General features: G+C 65.6%; 23 protein-coding genes. 15 read left to right on the top strand and 8 right to left on the bottom strand.

The genetic code is table 11. The annotated features are described in order from the left end of the window. Positions 1-213 precede the first annotated feature (213 nt). The 3 genes from HWX58_RS09240 to HWX58_RS09230 are packed head-to-tail and all read right to left on the bottom strand — an operon-like array spanning position 214 to position 1726. On the bottom strand, positions 214-564 hold the full coding sequence (locus HWX58_RS09240) for a hypothetical protein (protein WP_126893717.1): 351 nt from the start codon (positions 562-564) through the stop codon (positions 214-216). Continuing rightward, on the bottom strand, positions 561-1163 hold the full coding sequence (locus HWX58_RS09235; RefSeq protein WP_126893718.1) for an Asp23/Gls24 family envelope stress response protein: 603 nt from the start codon (positions 1161-1163) through the stop codon (positions 561-563). Before HWX58_RS09235 ends, HWX58_RS09240 begins: the two co-directional genes overlap by 4 nt. Continuing rightward, on the bottom strand, positions 1154-1726 hold the full coding sequence (locus HWX58_RS09230) for an RNA polymerase sigma factor (protein WP_175987214.1): 573 nt from the start codon (positions 1724-1726) through the stop codon (positions 1154-1156). The genes HWX58_RS09235 and HWX58_RS09230 overlap by 10 nt, the downstream gene beginning before the upstream one ends. A gap of 138 nt (positions 1727-1864) precedes the next feature. Between HWX58_RS09230 and HWX58_RS09225 the strand changes: the two genes are divergently transcribed. From HWX58_RS09225 to HWX58_RS09170, 12 genes are all read left to right on the top strand, one after another. Continuing rightward, positions 1865-2350 carry an Asp23/Gls24 family envelope stress response protein gene (locus tag HWX58_RS09225; RefSeq protein ID WP_126893720.1) on the top strand — a complete coding sequence of 162 codons (486 nt, stop codon included), beginning with the start codon at positions 1865-1867 and terminating at the stop codon, positions 2348-2350. Then, positions 2347-2535 (top strand): DUF2273 domain-containing protein, encoded by a 189-nt coding sequence (locus HWX58_RS09220; RefSeq protein WP_058632868.1) that lies wholly within the window; start codon positions 2347-2349, stop codon positions 2533-2535. Before HWX58_RS09225 ends, HWX58_RS09220 begins: the two co-directional genes overlap by 4 nt. A 77-nt stretch (positions 2536-2612) precedes the next feature. Then, the gene (locus tag HWX58_RS09215; RefSeq protein WP_175987212.1) at positions 2613-2924 is read left to right on the top strand and encodes an NTP pyrophosphohydrolase; all 312 of its coding nucleotides are present in this window, start codon (positions 2613-2615) and stop codon (positions 2922-2924) included. Further along, positions 2921-3505: a DUF2189 domain-containing protein gene (locus HWX58_RS09210; RefSeq protein WP_175987210.1), complete on the top strand. Its 585-nt coding sequence runs from the start codon at positions 2921-2923 to the stop codon at positions 3503-3505. The genes HWX58_RS09215 and HWX58_RS09210 overlap by 4 nt, the downstream gene beginning before the upstream one ends. Further along, entirely contained in the window at positions 3502-4116 is a 615-nt protein-coding gene (locus HWX58_RS09205) for an Asp23/Gls24 family envelope stress response protein (RefSeq protein WP_175987208.1), read from the top strand. Before HWX58_RS09210 ends, HWX58_RS09205 begins: the two co-directional genes overlap by 4 nt. Before the next feature lie 29 nt (positions 4117-4145). Beyond that, on the top strand, positions 4146-4352 hold the full coding sequence (locus HWX58_RS09200; protein ID WP_175987206.1) for a hypothetical protein: 207 nt from the start codon (positions 4146-4148) through the stop codon (positions 4350-4352). 292 nt (positions 4353-4644) lie between these two features. After that, the gene (locus tag HWX58_RS09195) at positions 4645-4911 is read left to right on the top strand and encodes a GlsB/YeaQ/YmgE family stress response membrane protein (RefSeq protein ID WP_175987204.1); all 267 of its coding nucleotides are present in this window, start codon (positions 4645-4647) and stop codon (positions 4909-4911) included. 38 nt (positions 4912-4949) lie between these two features. Continuing rightward, positions 4950-5495 (top strand): hypothetical protein, encoded by a 546-nt coding sequence (locus HWX58_RS09190; RefSeq protein ID WP_175987202.1) that lies wholly within the window; start codon positions 4950-4952, stop codon positions 5493-5495. Between the two features lie 60 nt (positions 5496-5555). Further along, positions 5556-5720, top strand: a complete 165-nt coding sequence (locus tag HWX58_RS15105; protein WP_153245000.1) for a hypothetical protein — start codon at positions 5556-5558, stop codon at positions 5718-5720. A 53-nt stretch (positions 5721-5773) separates the two neighbouring features. Next, the gene (locus tag HWX58_RS09180) at positions 5774-5944 is read left to right on the top strand and encodes a CsbD family protein (protein WP_126893758.1); all 171 of its coding nucleotides are present in this window, start codon (positions 5774-5776) and stop codon (positions 5942-5944) included. Positions 5945-6015: 71 nt separating this feature from the next. Continuing rightward, positions 6016-6222 carry a hypothetical protein gene (locus HWX58_RS09175; protein WP_126893728.1) on the top strand — a complete coding sequence of 69 codons (207 nt, stop codon included), beginning with the start codon at positions 6016-6018 and terminating at the stop codon, positions 6220-6222. 85 nt (positions 6223-6307) lie between these two features. After that, positions 6308-7249, top strand: coding sequence for a diacylglycerol/lipid kinase family protein (locus HWX58_RS09170; protein WP_175987200.1), 942 nt, complete (start codon positions 6308-6310; stop codon positions 7247-7249). 122 nt (positions 7250-7371) lie between these two features. Here HWX58_RS09170 and HWX58_RS09165 read toward each other — a convergent pair whose 3' ends face one another. The 4 genes from HWX58_RS09165 to HWX58_RS09150 all read right to left on the bottom strand — a co-directional run bounded on the left by HWX58_RS09165 (position 7372) and on the right by HWX58_RS09150 (position 10399). Further along, complete coding sequence (locus HWX58_RS09165; RefSeq protein WP_217702967.1) at positions 7372-7758, bottom strand: YsnF/AvaK domain-containing protein; 387 nt, start codon at positions 7756-7758, stop codon at positions 7372-7374. 181 nt (positions 7759-7939) lie between these two features. Beyond that, complete coding sequence (locus HWX58_RS09160; RefSeq protein ID WP_175987196.1) at positions 7940-8716, bottom strand: mechanosensitive ion channel family protein; 777 nt, start codon at positions 8714-8716, stop codon at positions 7940-7942. Between the two features lie 148 nt (positions 8717-8864). Then, entirely contained in the window at positions 8865-9671 is an 807-nt protein-coding gene (locus HWX58_RS09155; RefSeq protein WP_175987194.1) for a DUF2382 domain-containing protein, read from the bottom strand. Between the two features lie 62 nt (positions 9672-9733). After that, positions 9734-10399 (bottom strand): hypothetical protein, encoded by a 666-nt coding sequence (locus HWX58_RS09150; protein ID WP_227529836.1) that lies wholly within the window; start codon positions 10397-10399, stop codon positions 9734-9736. A gap of 237 nt (positions 10400-10636) precedes the next feature. Here HWX58_RS09150 and HWX58_RS09145 point away from each other — a divergent pair, with 237 nt between their 5' ends. From HWX58_RS09145 to HWX58_RS09135, 3 genes are all read left to right on the top strand, one after another. Further along, positions 10637-11287 (top strand): TetR/AcrR family transcriptional regulator C-terminal domain-containing protein, encoded by a 651-nt coding sequence (locus HWX58_RS09145; RefSeq protein WP_227529837.1) that lies wholly within the window; start codon positions 10637-10639, stop codon positions 11285-11287. Positions 11288-11575: 288 nt separating this feature from the next. Continuing rightward, positions 11576-11923: an ArsR/SmtB family transcription factor gene (locus tag HWX58_RS09140; protein WP_175987190.1), complete on the top strand. Its 348-nt coding sequence runs from the start codon at positions 11576-11578 to the stop codon at positions 11921-11923. A 3-nt stretch (positions 11924-11926) separates the two neighbouring features. After that, positions 11927-12913: an SRPBCC family protein gene (locus tag HWX58_RS09135; protein ID WP_175987188.1), complete on the top strand. Its 987-nt coding sequence runs from the start codon at positions 11927-11929 to the stop codon at positions 12911-12913. 24 nt (positions 12914-12937) lie between these two features. Here the strand turns inward: HWX58_RS09135 and HWX58_RS09130 are convergent, their stop codons facing one another. Beyond that, a complete protein-coding gene (locus tag HWX58_RS09130) occupies positions 12938-13318 on the bottom strand; it encodes a DoxX family protein (RefSeq protein ID WP_175987185.1) in 381 nt (126 codons plus the stop codon). Positions 13319-13321: the final 3 nt, after the last annotated feature.

The raw sequence follows: 13321 nt of genomic DNA, 5'->3' as shown, positions 1-13321 counted from the left end.
ACCCACGATAGACGCGCGCATACCGGCGCGGGCGAGCAGGTGTCCGCTGGGGTGGCTATTGGTCAGCGTCGAGCTCCAGGTGTCCAGGGCATGGGCATTTGTCCCAGCGGCGTCGGGTGAGCAGGTCTACCCGGCAGGTGTTGTGGTGTTCGTCGGGGTCGTGCCCGCAGCGCACGCAAGCGCCGCCGCCCGTACCTGTCACTGGGTTTGCCCTCAGGCGATGCGGGAGATCTGCACGGTGATGATCGTGTCGGGGTGGTCGCCGATGCTGTCGAGGATGGTGTCGGCAACGCGGCGTGCCGTGTCCGGGGCGGGGATTCTGCTTCCGACACCGATGCGAGCAGTGATGTCGGTGGTGACGCCGCGGGTGGCGATGTCGACACGGTTGTAGCGTTCGTCTTGGCCGGTGGCGATCGCGCTGACCAGATGTGGGACCTGGGTGATCGCTGATGCGGGCGCGAACAGGTCTGTGACACCGTCAACGTCGCGGACGGTGGCGGTCAGAACGTTCGGATTGAGCAATGATGCCGGCTGGTGATCAGAGGCGGGGGTCTCGGTGCTCATGGCTGCTCCCTACGGCTGGTGTCGTGGCCGTGGACGTCTTCGATGGTCACGTCGACGGCTGTGACGTTGAGGTGGGTGTGCGTACTGAGCGCGTTGTAGATGCGCTGGCGGACATCGTGCGCGGTCGGGGTCATCGGGGTGCCCCAGGCGATGCTGAGCGTGACACTGATCGTCACGGGTGCGCCGAGTTTCTCAGCATCACCGTTGATCTGGGCTTTGCCGATCACGGTCCCGGGGATCTGGTCGGCGACAGACCGCAGCAGCGCCCGCACGGCACCCTCGGTGACGCTGAGGTGCACCCTCGGGTCGGGGTGGTGCAGGGGCAGCGATCTTCCCGCGCGGACGTCGTGGTGGATGCTGGTCATGATCGTGTCCAACCATCCTGCGGGGGGTGGGGTCAGGTGGGCGGCATCATCGTCGAGGAGATCGCGGGAGAGCTGGGCGACCTGGTCGAGGGCGTGTAGGGCGTTGAGGCATTCCGGGCAGGTTTCGATGGTCGGGTCGAAGGGGATCCGGTCCATGGCGAGGTAGTCGCTGAGCTCGTCGATGGTTTTCCCGCAGTCCAGTGCGCGGGTGGTGCTGTGATCAGTCACCGCCATCCCTCCATCTGCGCGTGAATGCTCGCGCGGGCTCTGGCTAGTTTGCCTCGAACGGTGGATCGAGGGATGTCGAGTTCTTTCGCGATGTCGTCGTAGCTGAGTTCTCCGACTTCGCGGAGCAGCCAACAGCGTCTCTCTTGGTCCGGGAGGTTGTCTAGGGCTTGGGACAACGCGGTCAGCTGCGCGTTGCGAACGGCGACGGTCTCGGGCTCCGTGGTGGAGGGGTAGGCCGCGTCCAGGATCGGTAGTGGCTCGGTGGGGGGTCGGTGTCGGAGATGGGCGAACGCGTGCCGGCTCGCGACGCGCATCAGCCAGGGTTTCACCGCGGCCGGGTCGCGCAGCTCCGGCAGTCGACGCCAGGCGGTGTAGAGAGCCTCTTGAGTGACGTCATCCGCGTCGGTGAGCGATCCCACGATCCGCGCCACATACGCCCGGATTAGGGACCCGTACCGGACGATGAGGGCTTTGAACGCGTCCGCATCCCCGCCGATCGCCCGCTCGGCGAGGATCTCGTCGGCAACCTCGACCAGGTCGGGGGAGGGGATGTCGCGTCGTGAACTCATGTCGCAAAAAATTCTTTCAACCAATTTGTGACGAATGTGCCCGGAGGCGACTCTTACATTGTAAGCGCGAGCATATCGCCCTGACACAGCGGCCGACCAGACCGTTGTGTGCCTCATCACTACCGTTAGAGGATTCCCATGGCTGAAGACCTGAACCCCGCTGCTCCCACCACTCCCGCCGCGCCCAAGCCGGCCACCGGTTCCCGGGTCGACCGTTCCTTCGCTCCCCGCCCGGCCGGTGACGAGTCCGCCGCCGGCACCACCACCATCGCCGACGGTGTGGTGGCCAAGGTTGCCGGTATCGCTGCCCGTGAGGTTCCCGGCGTGTACGCGCTCGGTGGCGGCGGAGCCCGCGCGCTCGGCGCGATCCGTAACGTCGTGAACGCGGACGACAAGGCCCAGGGCGTCAAGGTCGAGGTCGGCGAGACCCAGGCCGCCGCCGACATCACCATCGTCGTGGAGTACCCGATGCCCGTGCAGGACGTCGCCTCCAATGTCCGCGCCGCAGTCGCCGGCGCGATCAGCTCGCTGGTCGGACTCGAGGTCGTCGAGGTCAACGTCGAGGTCAACGACGTGCACCTGCCCTCGGACGACAAGAACGAGGAAGAGTCGCGCGTCTCATGAGCCCGACCGTGACCGGCGCCCTGCTGGGCGTCATCCTTGCCGTGTCGATCCTGCTGTTCGGGTTCTGGGGATTCCTCCTGGTCGCCTTGTTCATGGGGATCGGTGCGCTCGTGGGCCGAGTCGTGTCGGGCAAGCTCGACGTCCGCGGCCTCGCGAACGCGTTCTCCGGCCGGCGCACCTCGTAATGGTCGCGGCAGGAGCCGGTCACCCCGGCGGAGACCCCCAGCGGGTCGCCGCCGGGGCGGCCCCGGGGCGGATCACCGTGAAAGAGCGCGTCCTGGTCAAGATCGCCGAAGAAACCGCCGCGACCACCCTGAAGGTGGACCGTAGCGACGTGAACATTGACGTCGCCGAGGCGCGCGGTGGGATGGCGGTCACCATCCGCACCCCCCTTCCGATCCCGAACCTGGAAGACACAGCCGCGATCACCGCCGGCACCCCGGTACTGGAGCGTGTCGCGCGGGTCCAGGAGCAGCTACGGGACCGGATCGGGCAGATCACCGGCCGCGAGGTCACCCGGGTAAATGTCACCATCACCGGCGCTGTGATCGCCGAGCAGAAACGAGTGAGATGAGCAGCCCCGCCTTCCGGCGCGTCTTGCGCCGGGAATCGCATTCCCCCCGCACCGTCGCGATGATCATCGCCGTAGTGCTGATGATCCTCGTCCTGACCTACCTGGGCACCGAGATCGTCCTGTACCTCCTCGCCCAGCCGGCGCTGCTTCTCGGCCCGGCAGCGCAAGCCGGGTTCCTGATCGGGCTGCCCACCGAACGTCCCGGCTGGATCATCATCCTTGCCGGTGTGGTCCTCGCGATCATCGGGTTCGTGTTCCTGTTCCTCGCCCTCGCCCCTGGGCGTCTCTCCAAGCACCAGATGCAGTTCGGGGAACGCGCGGTCCTGGTCGATAACGGGGTCATCGCCGCGTCCGTCGCGCAGCACCTCAGCGAAGAGACCGGACTGTCCCGGGAGGACATCACCGTCGGCGTGTCCCACCGCACCGTCGATGTCACCCTCCGGCCCGGCCTCGGTATCCCGCTGGATGCCGCCCCGCTGAAGTCGATCGTGCAAACCGAGGTGGACAGTTACGAGCTCACCCCCACACTGAAGCCCCGGGTCCGCGTCGTGCGCCCGAAACAGAACGAGGACGAGCAATGAACCGCACCAACCGCGCCCTGAACAGGATTGTCCTGTTCATCGTCGGGCTGCTCTTCCTCGCCATCGGTGCCGTGCTGGTGACCATCATCGTCTGGCCGGCCGCGACCGAGTACTGGACGGGCGCGACCGAGGCCGGACAGTCCTGGCTGGAGGGCGTCGTCGATCAGACACTGATCGGTGCGACCGCGGTCAGTTGGATCGCGATCGCCGCGCTGGTGCTGATCGTTTTCCTAGTGATCCTGCTGATCGTCGCTCTCACCCGCATTGGCGGGGGCCGCACCCACACGGTCCTGCGCTCCACCGGCTCCCAGTCCCCTCTGGGACGGGTCACCGTGCAGGAATCGTTCGTCTCCGATGCGCTGAAGCACTCCCTGAACCAGCGGGACGAGATCCTGTTCTCCTCCGTCACCGCCAACGACATCCGCAAGCAGCCGGTGATGCACATCAGCGTCACCCCGAGGCAGAACACCTCACCCCGGCAAGTCGTGAAGGACGTGGACCAGTTGGTCACCAACCTCGCCACCCTGACCGGCAAAGACACCCCCACCTACATCTCCGTGCACTCCGGACTGCGCGCCAAACTCGCGCACGACGAACGCCGCCTCGCCTGACCTCGGCTCCCCGGAAAGGAGAACCACCGATGCCCTATCTACGCATCCTGCTTGTCGCGGCGATCGCGTTCGGCGCGTACACCTTCGGCGCGCGCGCCGGACGCAGCCGCTACCGCACCATCAAAAAGAACGCGAAGAAGGCGTGGAACAGCCCCGGGGTGCGCTCCGCACGCCGCACAGCCCGCGCAACAAGTAGGCGAGGCAGCCGGAAGCTCACTCGCGCGCTCAACAAGTAGGCAGGCACAACCATGAGTACCCACGACGAGAACGACCCCGACTACAACAGTGGGGAACGAGCATCGGAAGCAGTCGGCTCCACGACCGCAGAAATCAGCGCCGCCATTTCGGCAGCTGTAGATCGGGCACAGCAGGGTGTGGCGGCGGGGGTCGGCTGGGTGCGGACACGTACGCGCACAACCCCACCCGGACGGTCACCATCGGCCTCCTCCCTCGCTGGCCTCCTCGCCCTGATCACCACCCTCACCCGCCGCAACTAACTACCCCCACCACCTACACGAAGGACACATCATGGGATTCCTCGGCTTCCTGCTTCTCGGCCTCATCGCCGGCGCCATCGCGAAACTCATCCTCCCCGGCAAACAGGGCGGCGGCTGGCTGATCACCCTCCTCCTGGGCGTGGTCGGCGCCCTTCTGGGCGGATGGCTGGGCGGACTGATCTTCAACGCCCCCCTGCAGGACTTCTTCTCCCTGCAAACCTGGCTGCTCGCCATCGGCGGATCGATCCTCGTCCTGCTCATCTACGGCCTCATCGTCGGACGCAAGTCCAAAGCCTGACCTCACAACACCCCACACCCCTGGATAGGACGCACACTATGGCTGGACGCAACACGCTCGTACGCTCAATGCACGACCTCGGACTTGCCGCCTGGTTCGGCGGAACCCTGATGGGTGCGGTGGGACTGAATGGTGCAACCGCGAAAGCGAAAGACCCCGCAGAACGACTCCGTCTCTCCTCGCTCGGCTGGGCACGGTGGGCGCCAATCCAGCTCGCCGCGATCCTCGTGCACGGAACCGGCGGGGCAGGCCTGATCCTCGGGAACAAGAGCAGACTGGCATCCCAACCCGAAGCCCGAACCAACACGAAGGTGAAGCTCGCCGTCACCATCGCCGCGGCCGCCGCCACCTTATACGCGGGGATCCTTGGAACGAAGATCAGCAAGCACGCCGACGAAGGCGGCAAAGGCGTCACCGAACCGAACCCGGACGCATCGGACGAACTTGCTGCCGTTCAGCGTCAGCAGCGAATCCTGCAATGGGTGCTCCCCGCCCTCACCGGAGTACTCATCGTGCTCGGCGCTCAGCAGGGTGAACAGCAGCGACCCGTCGCCGGGCTCCTGCGACGCCTCACACACCGCTAATCCCGGCCTCGGCGGATCCGCCGCCCTCGGCTATAGCACAGCGCCTAGTCAGGAGAACGCATGCACGACGCATCGCACGACAAGAACAGCTCAAAAGCATCCGAGGATCACGACGACGCCACGGACGACAACACCGCTGCCGCTGCCGGGTCCGAATCGCCTGAAGAGGGGGCTGCGGCGATGGCCGCCGCAGAAGACGCCGTCATCGACACTGACGAGAAGTGACCACTCACGCCGCACCCGCGGCGCGAGCTCGCGAGAAGAAGGGAGACCCGCTCATGGGACTCGACGACAAGATCAAGAACGCCGCCCAGGACGCCACCGGGAAGGCCAAGGAGAAGATCGGCAACGCCACCGACAACGACAAGCTCGCTGCCGAGGGTATCGCTGACCAGGCCGACGCGAAGGTGAAAAAGGGCGTGGAGAACGTCAAGGACGAAGTCAAGTAATACGTCCCGTGGGAGAAAGGTGCTCCCTTCCTCCCACACCCCACCCCCGCTCGCCTGCGAAGGAGCAGATCATGACCGACCACGACAAGCCACTCTCGGACGAGAACTCGCTCGAGGGACCGGACGTGGAAGTGCCCACCCACGACCCAGAGGGCACCACAAAGCCCGACGGGCTCGGTGCGGATGGCACCATCCCTAACCACCCCGGCGGCGTCGCCGCCGGCCACACGGGCACCTCGTCCACCTTCGAACCCGAAGAAGACGAACACGCCGAATAGGCAACCACCCGGGCCGCACGAGAGGGGTGAGGATGCGATCTTGCGTCCCGCCCCTCGCTCGGTCGTCCGCATAGAGGAGTGCTCGATGACGCGTCGCCTGGCGATCGTGTGGAACCCTTCCAAAACCGACCAGGACACCCTCACCGAGGGCCTTCACGCCGCCCTCACCGACGCCCCCACACCTGAGGTTTTCTGGTGGGAAACCACCGAGGACGACCCAGGCGGGGGCGCTACCGGCCGGGCCGTTGAATGGAATCCCGATCTGGTGGTGGTTGCCGGCGGAGATGGCACGGTACGCGCCGTCGCCGAACACCTCGCCGGAATCGACACCTCCCTAGAGATGGGAATCGTGCCCCTGGGAACAGGGAATTTACTGGCCCGCAACCTCGACATCCCGTTAAACGACATCCCGGCCGCGTTCACCCGCGCTCTCACAGGGCACGCGCGCCCGGTAGATATCGGCTGGGTGGACGTAGACCTCGCTGGCGGGCATGAGCGGCACGGGTTCGTGGTGATGGTCGGATTCGGGATCGACGCGCACATGATCGCTGAAACCAACGACGATCTCAAAGACAAAGCCGGCTGGCTGGCCTACGCCGAATCCCTCGGCCGCGCCCTCGCCGCCTCCGATATCGTGCCGTTCCACATCACCGCCGATGACCAGCCCGGCCGCGACGAGGAAGGCCACACACTGCTGATCGCTAACTGCGGCACCCTGCAGGGCGGGTTCACCCTGCTCCCGGACGCGGACCCTTCCGACGGGCAACTGGACTATCTGCTGCTCAGCGCGGAGGGGATCGCGCAGTGGGCGGGAACGGTGAAGACGATGCTGTGGGACAACGGTTTGAAGCGCCTGATCGGCAACACTGACGAGACCACCAGCACCGACACGGTCACCCACGCACGCGCCCGGAAACTGGAAGTGACCCTCCCCGAACCGCGCCCGTTCGAGATCGACGGTGAGCAGATCGGAGACACCCACGCGTTCACCGTGACCGTGCAGCCGGCCGCCCTCCACATCCGCTAACTCGTCCGCCCACTCCTTGCGCACAGAAGCTGCAGGTCGACCGCGAAGTAGCGTCGAGCGGGGACCCGGGGTGATGATTCCCGCTCGAGCGCAGCGCTGGGACGTGTGAGCTGAGAAAGGAGTCAGGAGGCGGGTGGCGTGCTCACATCGATGCGCTCACAGCGGAGCGATTCGCGAAGATGGTGGTCGGCGGTGTGAACGGTGACAGTCGCGGTCACTTTTTCCACGGGAACGATGGCCATGGTGATGACCGGCTGCTCTTCTCGCAGGATCATCACGATCGGCGGTGTCGTGCGCGGCGCCGCGGGATGGGGAGGGGAGCCGCCTGAGGCGAGGGGTGTGCGGGTGATCCGCAGCTCCTCACGTCGCACATCGATGGTGACGGTGCGCTGCTCGGTGACGACCACCTTGTCGATCCGCACCGTCTCCGTCGGAAAAGTCTCAACGTGGACGTCCAGGCGCTCCTCGTGCCGCACCATCCCGGCAGCACCGTCGGGCGGGCTGGTCATCAGCGTCGACGAGACGTGGTGCCGGACGAGTCTCCGCCGCGGCGTGAACGAACAAACTTCATCACGACCGGGAGAAGGATCGGGAGGAAGCGGAGTAGCTTGTGCATGGGGGCCCATCGGTTGGGGTGAGGCTGGCCCCGCCGGGGGGGCGGGACCAGCCTCAGGTGTCGTGTGGAAAGGGTCAGGCGCGCGGCGGCATCGGGGGACGCTGCGGCTGGGTGCGGGTCGCGTTCTGGACCTGGTCCTTTGCCTGCTTGGCCTGCTCAGCGACGCTGGGCGCGTTGCTGACTTCCTGCTGGATCTTCGGGGCCTCTTCCTCCGCCTTGGTCAGCATCGCTTCCCAGCGCTGCTGCATGGGCTTGATGAGCCCGCCACCGGCACCGACGATGATCACACCGGCGATGATCGCGAGCACCGCGATGAGGATCGGCGTGGTCACGGTCGTAGCGACCTCGATCTGGTTCAGCGCGGCGGTGACCCCGAGGAACAGGATGAAGATCGCGACGATGTTGCCGAGGATCTTTCCGTAGGACAGGCCGCCCAGGGTGTTCTGAATGAGTCCCTTCGCGCCGGCGGCGATCGCGGCGGCGATGACGATGATGATGATGGCGACGATGATCTTCGGCAGGAATGCGATGATGCCGGCGAGGAGGTCGCTGACCGGGTTCGGTCCGAAGACGCCGAATGCGAACTGGAGCACGAACAGCACCAGCGTGTAATAGACGATCTTCGCGACGATGTCGGAGGCGTCGAGCTTGGACTTCGCGAGGGCCTTCTTGATACCGCCGCGCTCGACAAGCCGGTCGAACCCGACCTTCTCCAGTAGCTTTTCCAGGCCCTTGGAGATGAGCTTGGCGACGATGAGGCCGACGATCAGGATGAGCAGGAACAGCAGGGCGAGCGGGACGAAGGCGACGACTGCCGCCAAACCGTTCTGCAGCACTTCGAGGAAATTCACGGTGATGACTCTCTTTCAGATAGGTGATTGACACACCGAGTGGGCTCGAGGGGTCAGGAGTGAACTGCATTTCTCGGGGCGGGCTCAGTGGGGTGGGGCCGTGCCGGTCAGGAGCCCGCTCTGAACTGACCGGCACGACAGGGGTGGTCTACTTCGAGGGACGGTTGTCGGTGTCGGGGTCGACCAGCTCGATCTCTTCGTGAGACACATCTTCGGTGACCTGCTGCTGCTCGGTGACCGTCTCGGTGCCGAGGCTGACACGCTCGACCGGGACGGTTTCCTTGCTGGTCACGACACGCTCACCGGTGAGGACCACTTCGTGCTCCTCCGAGGTGAGGTCCCCGTCGGCCATCGCGTCGCCGATGTTGGCGTCGGTGATCGGTTCCCGGGTGACGGTGACTTCTTCGTGGCTGACCGGGACGGTCTTGGTGACCTGCTCGGTCACGATGTGCTTCCGCAGCCGTGCCCGACCGGTCTCCACCTTCTCGGTGCCGACGTGCAGCTGCTCTTCGGAGCGGGTCATCGCATCATCGGTGGTCGGATTTGTCACGTCGTAGCCCTCGGTCGATTCGCGAGTGTCGGGGGTTGTGCCGCCGCGGTTAGCGTCTTGGTCGTACAGGGGCGCGTCAGAGGCGGTGGTGGGGGCGCCGTTGCCGTAGTAGGCGTACAGCGCGTCTTCTTCTTCGTGGCTGATGGTGCCGTCGCTGGAGATCCGCGGGGCGTCCTTGACCTTGTCCTTCGTGTACGCGACACGGACCTGGTTGCCGTCGAAGGACGCGTCATCGAGGGGTGCAAAGGTTTCGGAGGTGCCAAACAGGCCAGTCTTGATGGTCACCCAGGTGGGGGTCTGCGCCTCGGAGTCGACGTAGACCTGACCGACGGAGCCGATCTTGTGGTCATCTGAGCCGTACACGTCGGCGCCGATGAGGTCGTTGAGGTTGGTGGTGTCAATCATTTTGGTTCTCTCTTCCCCCGGGACGGGCGCCCGGGACATCAGTGATGAATGGAGACAGGGAGCTAGCGGCCGAGGCCGGCTTTATCGACGCGGCGGTGGTAGCGCATCCCGGCAAGGCCGCCCAGGATGGCGCCGGCGAGGGCGACGAGGGCGGCGACGATGGCGGTGATGACGCTTCCGGCCGTGAGGTCGCCCTCGTTGATCGGGATGCGGGGGAAGCTGTTTAGGTTCCCCAGGATGTTGAACTGGGCGCCCGCGATCGCGGTGACGATTGCGAGGACCACGGCGATGATGATCGCCCACAGCCAGACCGCGACCCCCTGCTTGACACCGTCGAAGCGCGCCATCCGTCCGGCGACGTACCCCCCGCAGAAGTACGCAACGAGCAGAATGACCGCCAAGACGATGGAGCCAATGATGCCGACGGTGGTGGCGTTGTCCGCGGCGGCGTCGGCAGCCTGGTTCGGGTCGACCTGGTTTCCCAGACCGATCGCGGTGCCGGTCGCGGCGAGCAGCGCGGTCAGGATCACCGCTGTCCCGGTGGCAGTCAACCACCCGAAGAACGCGGAACCGAACTTCATCCCACCGAACTGCTCCTTCTCCCGCGCCAGCACCTGCTCCCGGGTGGTGTCGCCACCGGTCACGGTGTACGCGGCAGCGCCAGCCGTGCCGGAAGACGTGTTCGGTTCGGGGCGGTCGTAAGGGTTGGGTGTGCGACTATCCGGCATTAGGTCTCCTCGTTCGGGTGCGCCCACCGACGCGCGGCGATAGCGGCAGGTGAGGGGTGGGACTTGCCAATCGGGTGTTTACGTCGTAAGCCTGGTCTGAGCGTACACCGTAAGCCGTTCTGGTTCGACAATGCTGGTGGTCGCGGGCTGATTCCGGAGGAGGATTGACATGGAGGTACGTGCGTGAGTACAGAAACTGCAGGATCGTCATCACCGCGGCTAAGCCGCGATCTGATCGTGAAGAGCGCGCTCGAACTCATCGACCGCTCCGGCGCACAAGGACTGTCAATGCGGGCGCTCGGACAGCAACTCAACGTGGAAGCGATGTCGCTGTACCGTTACGTGCACGGCAAGGAAGACCTTCTCGAGGGTGTGGTGGCATTGCTGATGAGCGACCTCACCGCGACGTTGAAAAAGGAGAAGGTGGAGCACTGGCAAGCGTTTCTGCAGCTGGTCGCTCATGAGGTGCGCCGGATCGCCAGCGAACACCCGCTCGCCTTCCCCCTGGTCGCCACCCGGCACCCCGCAGCGCCCTGGCTGCGCCCGCCGTTGCGCAGCATCGAAGTCGTCAACACGTTCCTCAGTGCACTGATCGAGGAGGGATTCACCGACGCGCAGGCCGTCGGCGCCTACCGGTCCTTCAGCAGCTTCCTCCTCGGACAACTCCTCCTCGAGTCCTCCGTCCGCGGAGCCCAAACCGCGCCTGTCGAAGAACCACTCGATGAGGGTAACGCGACCATCCCCCACCGGGACGGCAACGTCTCACTAGACGAAGCTCCCGAGGTGAAGCGGCTCCGGTCTCTACTCAGCGAGGACCGCAGTGAAGAAGAATTCGAAGTCTCCCTCGAGGTACTCCTCGACCGACTAGATCGTGAGCTCTCTCAGTAGCCCACACGAGCGACCGCGCCGCCGACCGTCCATCGCGGGCCGCCGGTTTAGACGATATGTAGTGGCCCTCTTCTAGTAAGGAGGTCGCTACATACCGTCTAGCAGGGTCCGGGGTCACCGCGATCGTACCTCCCATTGACACCGCGACGGCGGCTCAGCGCATTTCGTTGCATTTAGTGCAGCGAGAAAATCAGCTAGTGCAACGAAAAGGCCGCTAGTGCAACGAGAACACTTTCCCGACATCCGACACCTTGACAGGCCCTCCGCCTCGTCATAATGTACAACCAAATGGTTGCACAAGCTGAACTGAGCGAGACGGAGATCGACCGTGTCTTCCACGCACTGGCGACGGCGACACGACGTGACATCCTGCGCCGCACGATCGCCGAGGAGCAGTCGGTGTCGACCCTCGCGGGCGACTACGACATGTCCTTCGCGGCGGTGCAGAAGCACGTCGCCGTCCTCGAGGCCGCCGGCCTCATCATCAAACGCGCCGAGGGGCGCGAGCGGCTCGTCCGCGCGAATCCCGAGATGATCGCGCGCGCTCGGGCGCTGCTGGCCCGATACGAAGAGCTGTGGCGGGCGCGCATCTCCCGCCTCGATGATCTGCTGGCTGAATCCAATGAAGGAGTATGAGCAATGCCTGTCACCGACGTCACCACCGACACCGAGAACCTGACGATGACCGTCACCGCCGACTTCGCCGCGCCCGTCGAGCGCGTGTGGAGCGCCTACAGCGACCCGCGTCAGCTCGAGCGGTTCTGGGGCCCTCCCGGATGGCCGGCCGTCTTCACCGCCTGGGACCACACTGTCGGCGGCCGCGCGAACTACTCGATGACCGGTCCGCGCGGCGAGAAGTCGTCGGGGTACTGGGAGTTCCTCTCGATCGACGAGCCCAAGGGATTCGAGGTGCTCGACGGCTTCGCGGATGAAGAGGGCAACCCGAACCAGGACTTCCCGGCGATGCGGATGGAGTTCCACTTCGAGCCCACCGCCGACGGCACGCGCATGGTCACCGTCAGCCACTTCACCTCGCTCGAGGCGCTCGAGCAGATCATCTCGATGGGCGCGATCGAGGGCGCCACGATGGCGATGGCCCAGATCGACGCCGTGCTGCAGGATCTGCGCGAGTACGCCGAGGGCAAGGGCACCCGCGTCGAGCTGCTCGACGACACGCACGTGCGCATCACCCGGCTCGTGAACGGTCCGCGCGAGCTCGTCTGGCGCGCTCACCACGAGCCCGACCTCGTCCGGCAGTGGATGCTCGGTCCGGACGGCTGGGAGATGACGGAGTGCAGCGTCTCCGCCACGGTCGGCGACAGCTACCGCACCTCGTGGGCGCCTGTCGGCGACACCGAGGGCGAGCCCTTCGGCTTCGAGGGTGAAGTGCTGCTCGTGGACGCTCCGCGCCGCGCGGTCACCACCGAGCGAATGCAGGGCCAGCCGATCGAGACGCTCAACGACCTGAACCTCTATGAAGAGGACGGCGCCACCCTCGTCACGGTTCTCATCGAGTACCCCGACAAGGACACCCGCGACATGATCCTCGCCACCGGCATGGCCGACGGCATGGAGGAATCGTTCTCCCGTCTCGAGCGCGAGGTGCTGGGCGCCCCGCGTTCGTAACTCCGCCGTGCGCGGCGGAGCCGGTCAACGCCGGGTCGACCAGAAGGCGATCCAGACCAAGACGGGCTGGAAGAACAGTCGGACGAATCGCTTCACCTCGGTGTTCAGACCGAACCCGTCGCGGTGATGCATCCACTGGGCGATGTTTCCGGGGAACACGGCGATGAAGAAGAGCGCAGCGATGACGCCGACCAGCCCTCGCCGCTTGCGTGCGAACAGCAGCGCCGCGCCCAGTCCGACCTCGACCACTCCCGATGCGAGCACCGTCGTGTCCGGGTCGAGCGGCACCGACTCGGGCACTTGGGCCTGAAACTCGTCGCGGGCGAATGTGAGGTGCGAGACCCCGGCGAACACCAGCGATGCGCCGAGCAGAACACGGGAGACGGTGCGCGCGCGAGAATCCATGAC

The organism is Microbacterium tenebrionis (genome assembly GCF_903645325.1).
GTDB classification, from domain to species: domain Bacteria; phylum Actinomycetota; class Actinomycetes; order Actinomycetales; family Microbacteriaceae; genus Microbacterium; species Microbacterium tenebrionis.
Note: the sequence above shows the minus strand (reverse complement) of the source record. Positions and strands in the feature narration are given on the sequence as shown.